The organism is Rhizobium pantanalense (genome assembly GCF_030182525.1).
Taxonomy (GTDB): Bacteria; Pseudomonadota; Alphaproteobacteria; order Rhizobiales; family Rhizobiaceae; genus Rhizobium.
The window spans coordinates 399,283-416,485 of sequence record NZ_JAQJCH010000006.1 but is presented as its reverse complement, the minus strand read 5'-3'; the positions used below and the strand labels follow the sequence as shown (position 1 = coordinate 416,485).

At 60.1% G+C, this 17,203-nt stretch carries 19 protein-coding genes; 13 read left to right on the top strand and 6 right to left on the bottom strand.

Annotated elements, in window-relative coordinates; genetic code table 11:
- Nucleotides 1-124 precede the first annotated feature (124 nt).
- Both purM and purN read left to right on the top strand, forming a co-directional pair.
- The gene (gene purM, locus PH558_RS17970) at nucleotides 125-1,198 is read left to right on the top strand and encodes a phosphoribosylformylglycinamidine cyclo-ligase (protein WP_285205812.1); all 1,074 of its coding nucleotides are present in this window, start codon (nucleotides 125-127) and stop codon (nucleotides 1,196-1,198) included.
- Nucleotides 1,195-1,866: a phosphoribosylglycinamide formyltransferase gene (gene purN, locus PH558_RS17965; RefSeq protein ID WP_285205811.1), complete on the top strand. Its 672-nt coding sequence runs from the start codon at nucleotides 1,195-1,197 to the stop codon at nucleotides 1,864-1,866. Before purM ends, purN begins: the two co-directional genes overlap by 4 nt.
- A gap of 271 nt (nucleotides 1,867-2,137) precedes the next feature.
- Here purN and PH558_RS17960 read toward each other — a convergent pair whose 3' ends face one another.
- The 3 genes from PH558_RS17960 to PH558_RS17950 all read right to left on the bottom strand — a co-directional run bounded on the left by PH558_RS17960 (nucleotide 2,138) and on the right by PH558_RS17950 (nucleotide 6,168).
- The gene (locus PH558_RS17960; protein ID WP_285205810.1) at nucleotides 2,138-3,307 is read right to left on the bottom strand and encodes an alpha-D-ribose 1-methylphosphonate 5-triphosphate diphosphatase; all 1,170 of its coding nucleotides are present in this window, start codon (nucleotides 3,305-3,307) and stop codon (nucleotides 2,138-2,140) included.
- Nucleotides 3,308-3,454: 147 nt separating this feature from the next.
- Nucleotides 3,455-4,048 (bottom strand): NUDIX domain-containing protein, encoded by a 594-nt coding sequence (locus PH558_RS17955; protein WP_285205809.1) that lies wholly within the window; start codon nucleotides 4,046-4,048, stop codon nucleotides 3,455-3,457.
- Nucleotides 4,045-6,168 (bottom strand): molybdopterin-containing oxidoreductase family protein, encoded by a 2,124-nt coding sequence (locus PH558_RS17950; RefSeq protein ID WP_285205808.1) that lies wholly within the window; start codon nucleotides 6,166-6,168, stop codon nucleotides 4,045-4,047. The genes PH558_RS17955 and PH558_RS17950 overlap by 4 nt, the downstream gene beginning before the upstream one ends.
- Nucleotides 6,169-6,249: 81 nt before the next feature.
- Between PH558_RS17950 and PH558_RS17945 the strand changes: the two genes are divergently transcribed.
- Entirely contained in the window at nucleotides 6,250-7,101 is an 852-nt protein-coding gene (locus tag PH558_RS17945; RefSeq protein WP_285205807.1) for a 23S rRNA (adenine(2030)-N(6))-methyltransferase RlmJ, read from the top strand.
- A gap of 28 nt (nucleotides 7,102-7,129) precedes the next feature.
- Nucleotides 7,130-7,723, top strand: coding sequence for a glutathione S-transferase (locus PH558_RS17940; RefSeq protein ID WP_113406616.1), 594 nt, complete (start codon nucleotides 7,130-7,132; stop codon nucleotides 7,721-7,723).
- Between the two features lie 104 nt (nucleotides 7,724-7,827).
- On the opposite strand, the gene PH558_RS17935 is transcribed toward PH558_RS17940, so the two are convergent.
- Entirely contained in the window at nucleotides 7,828-8,460 is a 633-nt protein-coding gene (locus PH558_RS17935) for an outer membrane protein (protein ID WP_095434428.1), read from the bottom strand.
- Nucleotides 8,461-8,824: 364 nt separating this feature from the next.
- On the opposite strand from PH558_RS17935, the gene PH558_RS17930 reads away from it, so the two are divergent.
- The 5 genes from PH558_RS17930 (at nucleotide 8,825) to PH558_RS17910 (ending at nucleotide 13,284) form a co-directional block, all read left to right on the top strand.
- Nucleotides 8,825-9,592, top strand: a complete 768-nt coding sequence (locus PH558_RS17930; protein WP_285205806.1) for an SDR family oxidoreductase — start codon at nucleotides 8,825-8,827, stop codon at nucleotides 9,590-9,592.
- A complete protein-coding gene (uvrC, locus tag PH558_RS17925) occupies nucleotides 9,589-11,628 on the top strand; it encodes an excinuclease ABC subunit UvrC (protein WP_285205805.1) in 2,040 nt (679 codons plus the stop codon). Before PH558_RS17930 ends, uvrC begins: the two co-directional genes overlap by 4 nt.
- Nucleotides 11,629-11,834: 206 nt before the next feature.
- Nucleotides 11,835-12,422 (top strand): CDP-diacylglycerol--glycerol-3-phosphate 3-phosphatidyltransferase, encoded by a 588-nt coding sequence (gene pgsA, locus PH558_RS17920; RefSeq protein ID WP_069616214.1) that lies wholly within the window; start codon nucleotides 11,835-11,837, stop codon nucleotides 12,420-12,422.
- Complete coding sequence (gene moaD / locus PH558_RS17915) at nucleotides 12,422-12,676, top strand: molybdopterin converting factor subunit 1 (RefSeq protein WP_095434425.1); 255 nt, start codon at nucleotides 12,422-12,424, stop codon at nucleotides 12,674-12,676. The genes pgsA and moaD overlap by 1 nt, the downstream gene beginning before the upstream one ends.
- 140 nt (nucleotides 12,677-12,816) lie before the next feature.
- Nucleotides 12,817-13,284, top strand: a complete 468-nt coding sequence (locus PH558_RS17910) for a molybdenum cofactor biosynthesis protein MoaE (protein ID WP_285205804.1) — start codon at nucleotides 12,817-12,819, stop codon at nucleotides 13,282-13,284.
- Between the two features lie 3 nt (nucleotides 13,285-13,287).
- Here PH558_RS17910 and PH558_RS17905 read toward each other — a convergent pair whose 3' ends face one another.
- On the bottom strand, nucleotides 13,288-14,184 hold the full coding sequence (locus tag PH558_RS17905) for a branched-chain amino acid ABC transporter permease (protein WP_285205803.1): 897 nt from the start codon (nucleotides 14,182-14,184) through the stop codon (nucleotides 13,288-13,290).
- A gap of 67 nt (nucleotides 14,185-14,251) precedes the next feature.
- Here PH558_RS17905 and PH558_RS17900 point away from each other — a divergent pair, with 67 nt between their 5' ends.
- Nucleotides 14,252-14,800, top strand: coding sequence for a CGNR zinc finger domain-containing protein (locus tag PH558_RS17900; RefSeq protein WP_285205802.1), 549 nt, complete (start codon nucleotides 14,252-14,254; stop codon nucleotides 14,798-14,800).
- A complete protein-coding gene (locus PH558_RS17895) occupies nucleotides 14,797-15,318 on the top strand; it encodes a hypothetical protein (protein WP_285205801.1) in 522 nt (173 codons plus the stop codon). Before PH558_RS17900 ends, PH558_RS17895 begins: the two co-directional genes overlap by 4 nt.
- Before the next feature lie 73 nt (nucleotides 15,319-15,391).
- Here the strand turns inward: PH558_RS17895 and ndk are convergent, their stop codons facing one another.
- Nucleotides 15,392-15,814: a nucleoside-diphosphate kinase gene (ndk, locus tag PH558_RS17890; protein WP_069616210.1), complete on the bottom strand. Its 423-nt coding sequence runs from the start codon at nucleotides 15,812-15,814 to the stop codon at nucleotides 15,392-15,394.
- Nucleotides 15,815-16,006: 192 nt separating this feature from the next.
- Here ndk and PH558_RS17885 point away from each other — a divergent pair, with 192 nt between their 5' ends.
- Both PH558_RS17885 and PH558_RS17880 read left to right on the top strand, forming a co-directional pair.
- On the top strand, nucleotides 16,007-16,516 hold the full coding sequence (locus tag PH558_RS17885) for a DinB family protein (protein ID WP_285205800.1): 510 nt from the start codon (nucleotides 16,007-16,009) through the stop codon (nucleotides 16,514-16,516).
- 157 nt (nucleotides 16,517-16,673) lie between these two features.
- On the top strand, nucleotides 16,674-17,174 hold the full coding sequence (locus PH558_RS17880; RefSeq protein WP_285205799.1) for a hypothetical protein: 501 nt from the start codon (nucleotides 16,674-16,676) through the stop codon (nucleotides 17,172-17,174).
- The last annotated feature ends 29 nt before the right edge of the window (nucleotides 17,175-17,203 follow it).

The window sequence follows — 17,203 nt, the reverse complement described above, 5'->3', positions numbered from 1 at the left end:
AATGGGAAGCGGGGAAAATCAGGAGTGTTGCGGCGCTTGCGCCTTGCATAACGGCCCCTATCATGCAATGGCGAGCCGATCAAAGCCCTGTCATAATGGATGGGCGGCCATCGGAGGCGGAAGCATGAGCCAGTCTGGAAAAAACGGTCTGACCTATAGCGACGCCGGCGTCGATATCGATGCCGGCAACCTGCTCGTCGAAAAGATTAAGCCTGCGGTCCGTTCGACACGCCGGCCGGGTGCCGATGGCGAGATCGGCGGCTTTGGCGGCCTCTTCGACCTCAAGGCCGCCGGCTTCACCGATCCGGTTCTGGTTGCCGCCAATGACGGCGTCGGCACCAAGCTCAAGATCGCAATCGATGCCAACTATCATGACACCGTCGGTATCGACCTCGTTGCCATGTGCGTGAACGATCTGGTCGTCCAGGGCGCGGAGCCCCTCTTCTTCCTCGACTATTTCGCCACCGGCAAGCTCGACCCCGACCAGGGCGCGGCGATCGTTGGCGGCATTGCTGCCGGCTGCCGTGATGCAGGCTGTGCGCTGATCGGCGGCGAGACCGCGGAAATGCCGGGCATGTATTCCCACGGCGATTACGATCTGGCGGGCTTTGCCGTCGGTGCCGCCGAGCGCGGCCAGCTGCTGCCGTCTGGCGATATTGCCGAAGGCGACATCATTCTCGGCTTGGCATCGTCAGGCGTTCACTCCAACGGCTTCTCGCTGGTGCGCAAGATCGTCGAGCTTTCCGGCCTCGGCTGGGATGCGCCGGCCCCCTTCGCCGAAGGCAAGGCGCTCGGGGAAGCTCTGCTGACGCCGACGCGCATCTATGTGAAGCCTCTGCTGAAAGCTATCCGCGAAACCCATGCCCTCAAGGCGCTCGCCCACATCACCGGCGGCGGCTTTCCGGAGAATATTCCGCGCGTCCTGCCGAAGCATCTGGCTGCGGAAATCGATCTTGCCGCCGTCAAGATCCCGCCAGTCTTCTCGTGGCTTGCCAAGACGGGCGGCGTCGAGGCCAAGGAAATGCTGCGCACCTTCAACTGCGGCATCGGCATGATCGTGGTCGTCGCTCAGGAAAATGTCGATGCCGTGAAGGCCGTGCTTGAGGCCGAAGGCGAAGCCGTCGTTACGCTCGGCCGCATGGTCGCGCGCGAAGAAGGCGCTTCCGGCACCGTCTATAAGGGCACGCTCGCTCTATGACCACGCCGCGTAAACGCGTCGTCGTCTTCATTTCGGGCGGCGGCTCCAACATGCTGGCTCTTCTGAAGGCCACGAAGGCAGCGGACTACCCGGCCGAGATCGTTGGCGTCATTTCCGACAAGGCGGATGCCGGCGGGCTGGCAAGGGCTGCAGCTGAAGGCATTGCGACCTTCGCTTTCGTCCGCAAGGAATTTGCCAGCAAGGAAGCCCATGAAGAGGCGATCCTTGCGCAGCTTGAAGCCCTGTCGCCCGATATCATCTGCCTTGCCGGCTATATGCGGCTGCTCTCCGGCCGCTTCATCCAGGCCTACAAAGGCCGGATCATCAACATCCATCCCTCCCTGCTGCCGCTTTTCCCCGGCCTGCACACGCATCAGCGCGCCATCGAAGCCGGCATGCGTATCGCCGGCTGCACCGTGCATTTCGTCACCGAAGGCATGGACGAAGGTCCTGTCGTCGGCCAGGCTGCCGTGCCTGTCTTGACCGACGATACCGCCGACAGCCTTGCCGCCCGCGTGCTCACGGTCGAGCATCAGCTTTACCCGCAATCGCTGCGGCTAGTGGCGGAAGGCAAGGTCAGGATGGAAGACGGCAAGGCGGTGAGCCTTGGTAAAACGCTTGCTGTCGATGGGCGTCAGATCATATCACTGCTTGGGGACGCAGGTTAAATAGGGAATTTCTGTGGCTAAACGCCCCTCATCCGCCCTTCGGGCACCTTCTCCCCAAGGGGGGAAGGGAGAAGCGCTTCAGGTGCTCCCATTTCAGCAAAGCCATCGCGTTTAGGGTTATGCAACTTCCTTTGAAGGCGGAAGTCTGGTCTTCCCGGCAAAGTGCTTTTTGCCGGGATCGGCGTTTATAGCGACCCTCCTTCTCCCCTCGGGGAGGAGGTGCCCGAAGGGCGGATGAGGGGTGCCAGATGTCTCACCCTCACAATCTTCCTCAAGCCGCAATCGCCATCAACGGGTGCAGCGTGCCATCGCTATAGACGATACGGCCGCCGCGGAAGGTGGCGCGGATGCGGTGAACCGAGCCGGGCTCGACGGCGACCAGATCGGCAAGCTGGCCCACGGCAATCTCACCGCGATCCGTCAGACCGGCCGAACGGGCAGCATTGGAAGTTGCGGTTGCAACCGCTGCCGGCAGACCACCGGAAACTACGTCCGCAATCTTGAAGATCGCGGGCACGAAGGCCGCCGGGTGATAATCGGCTGCGATGATGCCGAGCAAGCCGGCGCGCGCCGCATCCAGGGCACTGAGGTTGCCGGACATCGACTGGCCGCGCAGCGCGTTCGGCGCTCCCATCAAGGTCCAGAGACCGCGACGGCAGGCTTCTTCGGCCGCTGGTCCCGTCACCGGAAATTCACTGATCGTCACGCCGAGATCGTGCATCGCCGCGACCTTTTCGGCACTGTCGTCATCATGTGAGGCGAGCGATAGCTTGTGCTTCAGCGCAAGTTCGACCACGTCATGGAGCTTGCGCTCGATCTCCGGATCCTGGCGCTGCGCGATGCGCTGTGCGACCACTTCCTCGGCGGCCTCCCGCGACATGGAGCGGCGCTCTGACATGCTGCGGACATAGCTTTCGATATCATTATACTGCCCCTGCCCCGGTGTATGGTCGGTCAGGGAAACCATGTCGACGGAGCCCTCCTCCAGCAGCCGCTCCAGGGTCGGCGCCGCGCCGAGATTGGTGATTTCGTAGCGTGCATGGACACGGTGGTCGATCAGGAGCTCGTCGCGCAGGCTGCCGATGCCGCGAATGACAGCCGAGGTGGTTTCGAGCGAGCGAACGTGGCCGTAGACGCTTTCGGTCGCAAAAGAGAGCGCCGCAAAGGCCGTGGTGACGCCGGCCGCCGCCAGCTTCTTGTCCAGCTCGTGAATGCCGAAATCGATCGGCATCATCGCATTCGGCCGCGGCGCGATCTCGCGCTCCACCATGTCACAATGCAGGTCGACGAAGCCCGGCATCAGCAAACGGCCACCGCCGTCGAACGTCGGCTGTTCCACCGGCTCCGAGCGGATCTCGGCAATCACGCCGTCCTCGATGCGCACCGCGCCCTTTTCGACGGCTTCATTGGGAAGAACGAGCGTGAAATTGCTGAGCCACATCGGCTTTCTCCTGAAACAGCGTCCATGATCGAAGGAGGCTCGGAAACATTCGAATGTTTCCGGCCAGCACGCCCCGGTAAGCTCGATTCGTGACATTGTGATGAATGGAGAGCAGAGTTTTCACAAAGCTCCTGCTCACCCGGTGGTCTATCTCAAGCTGGCGACATTCAAAGCTGCCCATTGCAGCAGCATGATCGTCTTGGCATCGTAGATGTCGCCCTTCTCGATCATGACAATCGCATCGGACAGGCGAACTTCCAGGACCTCGATGTCCTCATGCTCCTCCGCAAGGCCGCCGCCATCGGCGACACGGTCGGACGTATCGATCACGGCGGCGAAGAAATGGATGACCTCGGTCGAGGAACCGGGCGACGTCATCGACTTGAAAAGGAAGCGGACATCGTGCACGCGAAAACCGGTCTCTTCCATGGCTTCTCGGCGGATCGCGGCCTCCGGATCGTCGCCATCGAGCAGGCCGGCAGGCACCTCGATCATCCGGTCGGGAAGACCGACAAGATGGGACGGAAGACGGTATTGCCGGACGAGCACCACCGTTTCGCGCCTGGGATCGTAAAGCAGGATGCAGGCCGCCGGCGTGCGATGATAGACCTCGCGCTTCAGGCGATGTTTCTCACCGCGCGAATCCGTGTAGTCGACCTCAAATGTGCTCAGCCGCGTCCATTGATCCGCCAGCGTCCTTTCGCCGACGATTTCGGCCTTCGCCTTTTCGAATTTACTCATGCCACGTCCTTGCAAAGCCACACCTTATTATCGTGGACAGCCGCGCCGCCATAGGGAGCGACCGGATCGGCACCGGTGAGCACATTGATGCCCTCGCCGTCAACGTGAGCCTTGTTCGGCCAGAGCCCTTCAGCAATCAGCACGCCCGGCTTCACTTCCGTCGTCACGCGCGCATGCAGGCGGATATCACCGCGTGTATTGCCGATGCGAACGAGTTCGCCATGAGCAATCTCAAGCCGCTCGGCATCGGCCGGATTGATCATCACCTCGGGGCGCCCTTCCTTCTGCCGCGATGTCTTCGTTTCCGCGAAACTCGAATTCAGGAAGTTGCGCGATGGCGAAGTTGCGAGCCGGAACGGATGCTCGGGGTCGGCCACCTCGATAACATCGACCTGATCCGGAAACTCCGGAAGCTCGATATGAGGGCCGAGCAGACCGATTGATGCTGGCGGGCGGTTCGGCGCCGGCTGGTTCGTCCAATCGGGACGGAACCGGAACTTGCCGTCGGGATGGGCAAAGCCATTGATGAAATGGGCCTCCTCGAAATCCGGCTGACGGTCGAACCATTTGTGCTCGAGGAAATAATCGTAGTCCGGCAGGCCGCTCCTCGACAGAACCCGGTCGATCATCTCGCGGGCAGAGAAGCCGAAACCGGGACGATCCGAGACGCCGAGGCGTTTGCCAAGTTCCTCGATGACGAAAAGATTGCTGCGAACGGTCGGCGGCGGCTCGACGAGCTTGGGACCGAGCAGGATGTGGTTCTGCCCGCCGGCGCGGTAGATGTCGTCATGCTCGACGAACATGGTGGCGGGGATCACAATATCGGCCATCTCGGCCGTATCGGTCATGAACTGCTCGTGTACCGCCACGAAGAGGTCGGAGCGGGCAAAGCCGCGCTTCACCAGCCGCTGCTCCGGCGCGATATTCACCGGATTGGTGTTCTGGATCAGCATGGCAGTCACCGGGCCGCGATGACGCAGCGCCACGGCATCGCCGGTCAAGGCGCGGCCGATCTGCGACTGATCGATCATGCGGATATCCTGATCCTTCATGGCGCGGCCGGTGAGTTCGCTCGCGTCCATGCGGAAGATATCGCTGTTCGAATGAAAGGCGCCGCCACCCTCATATTGCCAGGAACCAAGAACGGTGGCGATCGACGCCGCGGCATGCATGGCGATCGCGCCGTTGCGCTGACGGGTAAAGCCGTAGCCGAGACGGAAATAGGTCTTCTTCGTCGTTCCAACAAGCTTTGCGAAGGCTTCGATCTCGTCTACCGAAAGGCCGGTGATGGCGGCTGCCCATGCCGGGGTCTTCGATTTCAAATGCTCTTCAAGCCCGGCGGGATCGTCGGCATATTTGGCCATGTAATCGCGGTCGGCGTAGCCGTCACGGAAGGCGATGTGCATGACGGCGCAGGCAAGGGCCGCATCCGTACCCGGCTTGACGATCAAGGCCATGTCGGCCTGCTTCATCGTCGGATTGTCGTAGATATCGATGACGACGATCTTCGCGCCGCGTTCCTTGCGGGACTTCACCGCATGGGTCATAACGTTGACCTGGGTGGCAACCGCATTGGTACCCCAGATGACGATGCAATCGGTGCGGCCCATCTCGCGCGGATCGGGACCGCGCAGCACGCCCGTCGCCATGGTGAAGCCCGTCCAGGCCGGATTGGTGCAGATCGACGAGAAGAAGCCGGAATAACGCTTGGCATGGCGCAGCCGCTCGATGGAATCGCGCTGCACCCATCCCATCGTGCCGGCATAGAAATAGGGCCAGATCGCCTCGCTGCCGTCCTTGGCTTCGGCCTTGATGAAGGCTTCGGCGATTTCATCCAGCGCCGCATCCCAGGAGAGCTCCTGCCAGCGCCCCCCGCCCTTGGCGCCGGCGCGGCGGAGCGGCTTCATCAGGCGATCGGGATGGTAAAGCCGCTCGGCATAGCGGGCGACTTTGGCGCATATGACGCCGGAGGTGTAGGAATGGTCGTTGGCGCCGCGAACCCGGCCGATCCTGCCGTCTTCAGTCAGATCGACCTCCAGCGCGCAGGTGGAGGGACAGTCATGCGGACAGGCTGTATGGCCGATGCGCGATTTGGCTTGGATGGGGGTCGCAATGTTCATGAGGTTTGTATATTTCAAGCGGAGACCGGCCACTAGAGACAATCCGGCCCATCTCAACAATTCATGCGGACTTCACCGACAATGAACTATCGGCACATCTACCACGCGGGCAATTTTGCCGATGTCTTGAAACACGCAATCCTCGCGCGCCTCGTCCGCTACATGCAGAACAAGGACAAGGCGTTTCGCGTTCTCGACACCCATGCCGGCATCGGAATCTACGATCTTTCCTCCGAGGAGGCGCAGAAGACCGGCGAGTGGCGTGACGGTATCGGCAGGGTGCTGGAGGCGGAACTCGTGCCGCAGGTCGCCGATCTGCTGGAGCCCTATCTTGCCGCCATAAGAGAATTGAACCCCGAAGGCGGCGTCAGGCTCTATCCCGGCTCGCCCAAGCTCGCCCGCATGCTGTTTCGCCCGCAGGACCGGCTTTCGGCGATGGAGCTGCACCCGGATGATTTTCAGCGGCTGCACCGCCTGTTCGAGGGCGATCATCATGCACGCATCACCGAACTGGACGGCTGGCTGGCGCTCGGCGCACATCTGCCGCCGAAGGAGAAGCGCGGCATCGTGCTCGTCGATCCGCCTTTCGAAGAGGAAGGCGAATATGAGCGGCTGATCGACGGCCTCGCAAAGGCTTGGCGCCGCTTTCCTGGCGGCACCTATTGCCTCTGGTATCCGATCAAGAAGGATGCGCCTATCAAGCCTTTCCACGAGGCGCTGCAGGCGCTCGAAATTCCGAAGATGCTCTGCGCAGAGCTGAGCGTCAAAAGCGACCGCGGCTTCACCGGGCTTACCGGCTCCGGCCTTATCATCGTCAACCCGCCCTTCACGCTGAAGGACGAACTGCATGCACTGTTACCGGCCTTGAAGGATATTCTGGCGCAGGACCGCTTCGCCTCGCAGCGCGCCTTCTGGCTGCGCGGCGAGCATTGAATTTTCCCACATACCTACAGGTGATTTCATGAGACTTCTTTGCTCGCCCACCTCCCCCTTCTCCAGCAAGGTGCGCATGGCGGCACGCCATCTCGGCATCAAGCTCGAGGAGATCCATGTCGACACGAATGCCGGGCCGACGCTGCTGATCGACAACAACCCGCTCGGCAAGATCCCGACATTGCTGACCGGCGACGGCGAGGCGATTTTCGACAGCCGCGCCATCATGCATTATTTCGACCGGCGCGAAGGCGGGCTCTATCCATCGAAGAAGGGCAAGCGCACTGAAATCGAGGTTCTGGAAGCGCTGATCGACGGCACTAACGAGTGCCTGCTGTCTATCGTCTACGAACGGCGCCTTCGCGAGCCCGAGAAGCAGCATCAGCCCTGGATCGACCGGCAGTGGACGAAGGTCAGCCGCGCCCTCACCCATCTCGACGCCGAGCCGCCGAAGATCGGCAAGAAGCTGCATGCGGGTCACTTCGCGCTTGCCTCTCTCATCGGCTATCTGCAGCTCCGCTTCGAAGGGCAATGGGAAGCGGACTATCCGGGATTGACGGACTGGGCACGCAAGTTCGAGAAGCATTTCCCCGATTTTCCGGCGATGAAGCCGCAGGTCTGACGCTGTTCTGCGACGTCGCGCGTCACATCGGCGACTGATATTGGGCAAACAAAAAAGCCGAGGTTTTCACCCCGGCTTCTTCTTCATTCCGTGCCATCAAGTGATTAGAACTTGACGCCGATACCGACCTTGACGCTCTGCTCGTCGTAGCCGCGCGAGAAGCTACCAGAGTCGAGATCGAAGTTCTTCTTGCCGTAGTCCGTGTAGCGGTACTCGAGACGAGCCGTGATGTTGTTGGTGATGAAGGTTTCAGCACCTGCACCGACCGTGTAACCAACAGCAGTCTTGCTGTCAGACGAGGTGTCGTCGGAGAGCTTGTTCTGGCCGAGTGCCAGACCGGCCGTGCCGTACAGCATGAACGGGTTGAAGTCGTAACCGAGGCGACCGCGAACCGAGCCGTTGACACCGTTCTTGGCGGTCAGGCCGTTGCGGGTGCTGTCGGCGCCGGAGTAGCCGAGGTCAGCTTCGATACCATATACGATCTGGCCCTGCTGCCAGTTGTAGCCGGTGAAGGCCTGACCGCCCCAGGCGTAAGCGTCGCCGTTGCGGTTGAAGTGACCGGCGTTCCAGTCGCCAGCGCCACCGATGTAGAAGCCGGACCAATTGTTGACGGCCGGAGCTGCTTCCTGAGCGACGGGCGGCTGCGGAATCTGCTCAACAGCGTCAGCAGCCTGAGCTGCGGTGTAGCCGCCGAGAGCGAAAGCGGAGACCATGAGGGTCGTGATAAGAGTACGCATACTTTTCTCCTTTCAGTCCCGTGTGCTCCGCTTACTGTCCTTGACTTCGAAGCGCCACGAGCAATTAAAACATATCCCTCCCGGATCGAGGTTGAAATTGGAATGCAAATGAGGAATTGGAAGAGCCAAAATATGATATCATTGTGGCACAGACGTGGCTGAATTTCGATGTTGCTTCATCGCAACAGAGGAATTGTTAACCCTAATCATCGGTTAAACAGTGTATACTTATTTTAAAATAAATATAGCTCAAGTTTTACATAAGAAACCTCAAGGCGCATCATTCGCCCGCGTATCTTTTCATATGGTGTATCGAAGCCCTATATGAGCATCGATTGGGTAACGACGAGCAAAAGGCGATCTCTTGAGCCAGGAAAAACTACGCACGGCGCTGATAACCGGCGCTTCCAAAAGAATAGGCCTGGCAATTGCCGAGGATTTGTCGGCTAATGGCTTCGCCGTGGCGTTACATGCCAATCAGTCCCTCGCCGAGGCCGAGGAAATTGCGGCGAAACTGCGGCAGATGGGCCGGAGAGCCATTGCGATCAAGGCGGATCTGCAGAATTTGGCCGAGACTTCAACTCTTGTCGAAAGGGTTGCGGATGCCCTCGGCCCGCTAGATCTTCTGGTGAATAATGCCTCAGCCTTCCTCGGCGATTCCGCCGATCATTTTGACGAAGAAGCCTTCGAGGCTCATTTCGCAATCCATGTGCGGGCGCCGTCGATTCTGGCTGCCGATTTCGTCCGGCAGCTTCCCGAACCGCATCAAGGCCTGATCGTCAACATGGTCGACCAGCGGGTCTGGGCGCTCAACCCGCGCTTCTATTCCTATACACTGTCGAAAGCCGCCCTCTGGACGGCGACTCAGACGATGGCGCAGAGCTTTGCGCCGCGTATCCGCGTCAACGCGATCGGCCCAGGCCCGACGGTGCGCAGCGTGCGGCAGAGCGAAGAGGACTTTCAAGCGCAGATCGACGGCCTCATCTTAAAGGCGGCTCCAGGGCTCGAAGAATTCGGCCGGACCATCCGCTTTCTTTTTGACACGCCCTCGATCACGGGCCAAATGATAGCGCTCGATGGCGGCCAGCACCTTGCCTGGGAAACGCCAGACGTGTCGGAGAGTGCGGAATGAATGGAAGAAAGCTGCCTGACGGCGGCGTTCTCTATGACGAATCAGAGGATATTGAAGACGACATCGAGGTGGAGGGCGATGCCGCCGCCTCCCCCGTTGCGCCTGTCGACTGGAACGAAGGCGGAAAAAACGAAACCGGGCTTCGCGGCGCCGAGCTGATCGCCGAATTCGTCAAGCGACTGCCCAACAATCCCGGCGTCTACCGCATGTTCAACGAGGCCGGCGACGTGCTTTATGTCGGCAAGGCGCGGAACCTGAAGAAGCGCGTTTCCAATTATGCGCTGGGTAAGGTGCACTCCAATCGCATCGCCCGCATGGTGCGCGAAACCGCAAATATGGAATTCGTGACCACGCGGACGGAGACGGAAGCGCTCCTGCTGGAAGCGAATCTCATCAAGCGCTTGCGTCCGCGCTTTAACGTTCTGCTGCGCGACGACAAATCCTTTCCCTATATTCTGATTACGGGGGATCATCGCGCACCGGCGATCTTCAAGCATCGCGGCGCCCGCGCCCGCAAGGGCGATTATTTCGGCCCCTTCGCGTCGGCTGGTGCGGTCGGGCGCACCATCAATTCGCTGCAGCGCGCCTTCCTGATCCGCACCTGCACCGATAGCGTTTTCGAGACGCGCACGCGGCCCTGTCTGCTCTATCAGATCAAGCGCTGTTCCGGCCCCTGCACGCATGAGATCAGCGATGCCGGCTATGCGGAACTGGTACAGGAGGCGAAGGACTTCCTTTCCGGCAAGAGCCAGAACGTCAAGGCGCATATGGCCGAGGCGATGAACGCCGCCGCAGAAGATCTGGATTTCGAACGCGCCGCCATTTTCCGCGACCGTCTGGCGGCGCTCTCGCATGTGCAGAGCCATCAGGGCATCAACCCCGCCGGCGTCGAGGAAGCCGATGTCTTCGCCATCCACCACGAGGGCGGCATTTCCTGCATCCAGGTCTTTTTCTTCCGCACCGGTCAGAACTGGGGCAATCGCGCCTATTTCCCTAAGGCCGATCCGTCGCTCTCTGGCGCTGAAGTGCTGAACGCTTTCCTGGCGCAATTCTATGACGACAAGCCGGTGCCGCGGCAGATTCTGCTGTCGGGGACGGTTGAGGAAATCGAACTGCTGGCGGCGGCCCTCAGCGAGAAGGCTGGTCACAAAGTTACGATCCTCGTGCCGCAGCGCGGCGAGAAGCGCGATCTTGTCGAACATGTCATCGCCAACGCCCGCGAGGCGCATGGCCGCAAACTCGCGGAAACCGCCTCGCAATCGCGGCTGCTCGAAGGCTTCAAGGAAACGTTCAAGCTTCCCTATACGCCGCAACGCATTGAGATCTACGACAACTCCCACATCATGGGCACGAATGCGGTCGGCGGTATGGTCGTGGCCGGGCCGGAAGGCTTCGTCAAAAACCAGTACCGCAAGTTCAACATCAAATCGACCGACATCACGCCGGGCGACGACTTCGGCATGATGCGCGAAGTCATGACCCGCCGTTTCTCTCGTCTCCTGAAGGAGGAAGGCAAGCCCGACCGCAGCGGCGAGACCGACGCCAGCGTCGATACTGCCGATCGCGCCTTCCCCGCTTGGCCCGATGTCATCCTCATCGACGGCGGCCAGGGGCAGATGACGGCCGTGCGCGCCATTCTCGATGAGCTCGGGATCACCGACAGTGTCATAGCCATCGGTGTCGCCAAGGGCGTCGACCGCGAAGCCGGGCGTGAGCGTTTCTTTGCTCCCTCGCGCGAAAGCTTCTCGCTGCCGCCGCGTGATCCCGTGCTCTATTTTATCCAGCGCTTACGCGACGAAGCGCACCGCTTCGCCATCGGTTCTCACCGGGCCCGGCGCAAGAAGGAGATGGTGAAGAATCCGCTGGACGAGATCGGCGGCATCGGCCCTTCGCGCAAGCGCGCGCTTCTCCAGCATTTCGGCACCGCGAAGGCCGTGTCGCGCGCCGCTCTTTCCGACTTGATGGCCGTCGAGGGCATTTCCGAAGCGGTGGCGCGTCAGGTCTACAATCATTTCCACGAGGACGCCGCGAAATAGGGAAAGCTCGTCGCAAATTCCACGCAATAGCGGTGAAAAAACAGAAACAATATTGACGATAAACCGACCAAACCATCATCTAGGGTGTGACCACCAAAAAGTGCGGAGCGGTTTTTGGGATCACATTCCATCAGACGACTTCAGCGGGGTGGGATCAACAGTGCCCAATCCGATTCGGTCGAGACAACAGAAACGAAACGATTTCCATGGCTTCGCGCGCTTACAGCATCCCTAATCTGCTCACCTACGGCCGCATTATCTGCGTACCCCTGATCGTTCTTTGCTTCTTCATCGAGGGTAAGCTGGAAGGTTCGGATTTCGCGCGCTGGGTTGCGCTCTGGATCTTCATCATCGCCTCGATCACCGATTTCCTCGACGGCTATCTCGCGCGCATCTGGAACCAGACCTCGAATATCGGCCGGATGCTCGATCCGATCGCCGACAAGCTGCTGGTCTCGGCCATCCTGCTTCTGGTCGCCGCCGACGGCACGATCGCCGGCTGGTCGCTCTGGGCCGCCATCATCATCCTTTGCCGCGAAATCCTGGTTTCGGGCCTGCGCGAATATCTGGCGGCGTTGAAAGTCAGCGTTCCCGTAACCCGCATCGCAAAATGGAAGACGACTGCCCAGCTCGTCGCCATCGCCTTCCTTCTGGCTGGGCCGGCAGGCGACAAGGTGCTACCCTATACCACAGAGATGGGCATCGTCCTGCTCTGGGTCGCAGCGCTTTTGACCATCTACACCGGCTATGATTATTTCCGGGCCGGGCTGAAGCATGTCGTGGATGAAGAATGATGACGAAGCTCGTCTATTTCGCCTGGGTGCGTGAGCGGATCGGTAAGGCCGAGGAAGAGATTTCCCTTCCCGCCGATGTCGTCACCGTCGGCGATCTCCTGAGTCATTTGAAGGGCTTGGGCGAGGAATACGAGGCGGCACTTCAATTCCCCCAGGCGATCCGCGTCGCTATCAACATGGAGCATGCGGAACACGATGAGCCGATCGCCGGAGCGCAGGAGATCGGGCTCTTCCCGCCGATGACCGGGGGGTGAGGAGCGGCCGGGCGAAGCCCGAGCAATCGATCCAGTGGATCGATTGCAGCGACGAACGCCCCTTCGGCAGGCTCAGGATGCCTTAGCGAAGGGGCGGGAGGCACCTCAGCATGTTTGCGAAGCCGATCAAGGAAATTGCGATGATTTCACTATTCGTCAAAGTCCAGCGCGAGGATTTCGATCTCCGGGCGGAGATCGACCAACTAACCTCCGGGCGGCACGATATCGGCGCAGTCGTCACCTTCTCCGGTCTCTGCCGCGACGAAGGCGGCGCACTCGGTGCCCTTGAGCTTGAGCACTATCCCGGCATGGCGGAGGCGGAGATCACCCGCATTGCCAGGCTCGCCATCAAGCGTTTCGAGCTTCTCGGCCTGACCGCCATCCATCGCTACGGCAAGATTGCGCCGGGCGAGAACATCGTGCTCGTCATCGCCGCTGCATCGCATCGGCAGGCCGCCTTCGACGGTGCCAATTTCGTCATGGATTTTCTGAAGACCTCTGCGCCCTTCTGGAAAAAGGAGCATGGCAAGGATGGCGAAGAAGGTGGCTGGGTTTCGGCTAGGGATGCCGACGATGCCGCGCGGGCCAAGTGGGCCGGCAACACGTAAGCTTCAAGGCACCACTCTTTCGCGCCGGCTCATGACCAGCAGCAGGACGAGGAGCGAGAAGATGACGAAGTCGCGCCACAGGAACGGGCCGTAAGCACCCCACATGGTTTCGAAGAGGCCAAGGAGCGCCGCCCCACCCGCCGATTTCAGCGGATCGGAATAGCCGCCGACGGCCGCGATCATCAGCACCTTGAGCCCGAACATCAGCCCTGCCCCGAAATCCATCGTTCCATAGTAGGAAGTAGCCAGCAGGCCGCAGATGGTTGCGACGAGGGCTGACGCGACATAGGCAAGCAGGAAGACGCGGTTCGCACTGGCGCCGCAGAGCTCGGCGGCAAGGGAATCGTCTGTCACCGCCCTCCAGATACGCCCCCAGCCGGTGCATTTCAGCACATAGGCGCCCGCGAGGATGACAAGGATCATCAGGGCTGTGTTGAGCAGCTGGATTTCCGTCAGTGTCACGCGGAAAACGCCGCTATCCCAGAAGACGACGGCATCGTTCAGGAAGGGTGGCAGCCAGATGCCGCGCGTATTCGAGGCAAGCCGCGCCGTTTCCATCAGGATGATCATCATGCCGAGTGCTGCGACGATGACGGTATTTGGCGACTTGCGCGACAGCGGCAGCATGATTGCACGGCCGACGAGGAAGCTGGTGCCGATCGTATAGCCGATGGCGACAACGGCACCGAAGGCAAAGGCGGCCGGCAGGACGAGATACATCTTGGTGTAACCGACGTCGGTAAAGAGCACGAGCATCTGGCCAGCAAAGGCGAACAACGCGCCGTAGGTGATATCCGCCCGCTTCATGACCCCGAAGGCAATGGAATAGCCGAATGCTAGCGTCGCATAGAGCGCAGCGAGCGGAACCGCATTCGCCAGTTGCTGCAAAAGATAAGCCATTCCACTTCTCCGAAGAACCAGCAAATAGTAACTGGCAAAATTCATTTTACCAGTTATAATTTTCGCCATGAGTTTTTCCTGGACCCCACATCGCTTCTCCGGTGGCGCACTCGCACTCGATGTCGCCAACAGCGTGATCCTGCGCCATGACGACGAGCGTCGGATCGACCGCTTCGAGGCAGTGGGACAGATGGATAGCTTCCCGAAGGCCGCTGCCAATTTCTGCGCGGAGCGGGCGCTCTTCGGCGAGATCCTGCCGGTGAAGCGGGAAAACCGGGCCGATTTCATTGTCCTCCGCGAGTTGATCGACCGCTATTTCCGAGCACGCGTTCTTGGAGAGGCCGCAGATCTGCTGCTTGCGGATCTGCTTGCGGCATTGGGAAGAGTCCTGAAGCGCGCCTCATCCCATGGGCTCGATGCCGCGACGGTACATTCGACGCTACGCCTCATCGCCATGCCCGATCCCGAGCGGATGAAGATCTGCCGCAACTGCGGCTGGCTCTTTATCGACCGCAGCAAGAACAAAAGCCGCGCCTGGTGCGACATGGCGGTTTGCGGCAACCGCGCCAAAGCCAGCCGGCACTACCGGCGCAAGAAGGAGGAGACTGCGCCATGACAATAAGAAGGATTCTGCTGACAACGATAAGTGTCGGGATCATCGCCGGCCTGGCACTGGCCGGCTGCCAGCGGAAAGACGACGAAGGCCCGACGCAGCTTACCGGTCGCCTCTTTGTCTTCAACTATCGCGTGGCGAGCGCGAGCTATATGATCACGCTCAAGAAGATCGCCCCGATCCCTGAAGGAACAAAGGCGATCGCGGAATTTGAAAATCCGGCCGGCGGCGACCCGTTTGTCGTCAACCAGAAGATCTATACATTCTGGGACAAGATCACGCTGGAAAGCCCGGATCTCCATTGCGTCCGCAAGGACCGCCCCTATTCCGTTTCAATCAAGCTGGTCGATGCCGGCGACAAGACGATCCAGACGATCAAGACCGAGGTCAAATCCGATCTCGATCAGACCGTGCTGCCGACGAAGCCGCTGGTCGTCGGCCCGGTCTATACCGCCAATCCAGATGTCTTCAAGGGCGATGGCAGCGCCGATTACGGGCGTGATGCCGCCTGCCCGGCATGAAAAAGCCGGGATGCGAAGTCCCGGCTTTCATAAGTCATTTCAAATCGTTCAGCGTTAAAGCTGAAAGGCCGATTCAGCCGACGATTTCGGTTTCGGAGAACCAGTAGGCGATTTCGACGGCAGCCGTTTCCGGAGCGTCCGAGCCGTGAACGGAGTTTTCGCCGATCGACAGAGCGAAGGTCTTGCGGATCGTGCCTTCGGCAGCGTTGGCCGGGTTGGTCGCGCCCATGATCTCACGGTTCTTCAGAATGGCGTTTTCGCCTTCCAGAACCTGCACGACGGTCGGGCCGGAAGTCATGCCTTCGACGAGTTCGCCGAAGAAGGGGCGTTCCTTGTGAACAGCGTAGAAGCCTTCAGCTTCGCGCTTGCTCATCCAGACGCGCTTGGAGGCGATGACGCGCAGGCCGTTATCTTCAAAAACCTTGGTGATGGCGCCAGTCAGGTTGCGCTTCGTCGCATCCGGCTTGATCATCGAGAAAGTACGTTCAATCGCCATGGGTCCATTCCTTGTAATCAGAGAAAAGTGGGCGGTCTTTACCTGCCCCAAGGCCCGAAAACAAGGGGGATCGGCCAATTTCACGCCACTGTCACGGTTCGAGCGGCTGATTCGCGATCCGCCGGGTGGCGAAGTGGCTACCCGCCACCGAACTTCGCGATAACATCACTGCCACTATAAGAGGAGACACAGATGCTCAAACATTTCAGGATGCTTGCCGATTACAATCGCTGGGCCAATGTCCAAGTCTACAATGCCGCGGCAGATCTCAGCGACACGGAATTCCATGAGGATCGCGGCGCCTTCTTCGGTTCGCTCCACGGAACGCTGAATCATCTCCTGCTGACCGATAGGCTATGGATGCACCGTTTTAATGGCACCGGCGGGGTGCCGGCGTCACTCGGGACCGTCCTGCATGACACGCTTGAAGGACTTCACAGTTTACGGGAGGCGGAAGATCGAAATATCATCACCTGGCTGGAAACGCTCGATACCGATGCACTTGCCGCCGACATTACCTATACCTCGATCCTGCGACCGGGCGCCATTACCGTTCCCCTCCATGCGGCGGTATCCCATATGTTCAACCACCATACCCACCACCGCGGCCAGTGCCATACCATTCTCACATCCATGGGCAAGCCGTCGCTGGAGCTGGACCTGCTGAATTTTCTGCGCAGTGAAGGGACACGCTGGATGTGAGCGAGAAGCGAACTGCTGTTTTCTGCTTTCGTCAAAGCGTTGAGCACATGCCCCGTTTTTGTTGCGACGCAGCTTGAACAAGGCATTTTGTTCATGTTCCCTTAACCTGCCGACCTGCAGATTGATAAGATATATCAGCTCACGGTCAAAGGCAGGCATGAAGAACTCGCAGACAAGCGTTTCGGCATATCCCATCGATGACGATGAAACGGAAACCGAGCTCGAGGTCATCGGCCGCTTCATGACGCGGCTGAAGGTCAAGAACCTGCCGCGCAACTATCAGCTTTTTCATGAGGCGCTTTACGGGCAGGATCGCCATCTTGCCGAAGAAATAGAGGCGCTTGGCCCTCGTCCCTCGCAAAGCGGGCTCGATGAGATCGGCCTGAAGTATCGTCTCGTCAGCCATTGCGGGCTGGTGGCGCGCAAATCGGAAAGCGATGCCGCCGAAATGCTCCGCGAAGTCGCAGATCAGCTCGCCAAGGGGCTGATGAAGAAGCAGCATTTTTCTCGCGCGATCGATACGGCTCCACATGCCGATGCTGCACTCGACAACCTGAATGCCTCGCTCAGCAATCTCATGCTCTATGAAACGGAGCTGACCGAGCGGCTGCGCAACTGCGCCAACCTATCGAAATCCTCGCAAAAGGCCGGCGCCTAAGCGTCTTCCCGCTCTTGCCTTCGGCGCCG

What these genes read in the sequence shown, in the direction of transcription:
- purM (WP_285205812.1), top strand. Translation starts at nt 125, where the DNA reads ATGAGCCAGTCTGGAAAAAACGGTCTGACCTATAGCGACGCCGGCGTC.
- purN (WP_285205811.1), top strand. Translation starts at nt 1,195, where the DNA reads ATGACCACGCCGCGTAAACGCGTCGTCGTCTTCATTTCGGGCGGCGGC.
- PH558_RS17960 (WP_285205810.1), bottom strand. Translation starts at nt 3,307, where the DNA reads ATGTGGCTCAGCAATTTCACGCTCGTTCTTCCCAATGAAGCCGTCGAA.
- PH558_RS17955 (WP_285205809.1), bottom strand. Translation starts at nt 4,048, where the DNA reads ATGAGTAAATTCGAAAAGGCGAAGGCCGAAATCGTCGGCGAAAGGACG.
- PH558_RS17950 (WP_285205808.1), bottom strand. Translation starts at nt 6,168, where the DNA reads ATGAACATTGCGACCCCCATCCAAGCCAAATCGCGCATCGGCCATACA.
- PH558_RS17945 (WP_285205807.1), top strand. Translation starts at nt 6,250, where the DNA reads ATGAACTATCGGCACATCTACCACGCGGGCAATTTTGCCGATGTCTTG.
- PH558_RS17940 (WP_113406616.1), top strand. Translation starts at nt 7,130, where the DNA reads ATGAGACTTCTTTGCTCGCCCACCTCCCCCTTCTCCAGCAAGGTGCGC.
- PH558_RS17935 (WP_095434428.1), bottom strand. Translation starts at nt 8,460, where the DNA reads ATGCGTACTCTTATCACGACCCTCATGGTCTCCGCTTTCGCTCTCGGC.
- uvrC (WP_285205805.1), top strand. Translation starts at nt 9,589, where the DNA reads ATGAATGGAAGAAAGCTGCCTGACGGCGGCGTTCTCTATGACGAATCA.
- pgsA (WP_069616214.1), top strand. Translation starts at nt 11,835, where the DNA reads ATGGCTTCGCGCGCTTACAGCATCCCTAATCTGCTCACCTACGGCCGC.
- moaD (WP_095434425.1), top strand. Translation starts at nt 12,422, where the DNA reads ATGACGAAGCTCGTCTATTTCGCCTGGGTGCGTGAGCGGATCGGTAAG.
- PH558_RS17910 (WP_285205804.1), top strand. Translation starts at nt 12,817, where the DNA reads ATGATTTCACTATTCGTCAAAGTCCAGCGCGAGGATTTCGATCTCCGG.
- PH558_RS17905 (WP_285205803.1), bottom strand. Translation starts at nt 14,184, where the DNA reads ATGGCTTATCTTTTGCAGCAACTGGCGAATGCGGTTCCGCTCGCTGCG.
- PH558_RS17900 (WP_285205802.1), top strand. Translation starts at nt 14,252, where the DNA reads ATGAGTTTTTCCTGGACCCCACATCGCTTCTCCGGTGGCGCACTCGCA.
- PH558_RS17895 (WP_285205801.1), top strand. Translation starts at nt 14,797, where the DNA reads ATGACAATAAGAAGGATTCTGCTGACAACGATAAGTGTCGGGATCATC.
- ndk (WP_069616210.1), bottom strand. Translation starts at nt 15,814, where the DNA reads ATGGCGATTGAACGTACTTTCTCGATGATCAAGCCGGATGCGACGAAG.
- PH558_RS17885 (WP_285205800.1), top strand. Translation starts at nt 16,007, where the DNA reads ATGCTCAAACATTTCAGGATGCTTGCCGATTACAATCGCTGGGCCAAT.
- PH558_RS17880 (WP_285205799.1), top strand. Translation starts at nt 16,674, where the DNA reads ATGAAGAACTCGCAGACAAGCGTTTCGGCATATCCCATCGATGACGAT.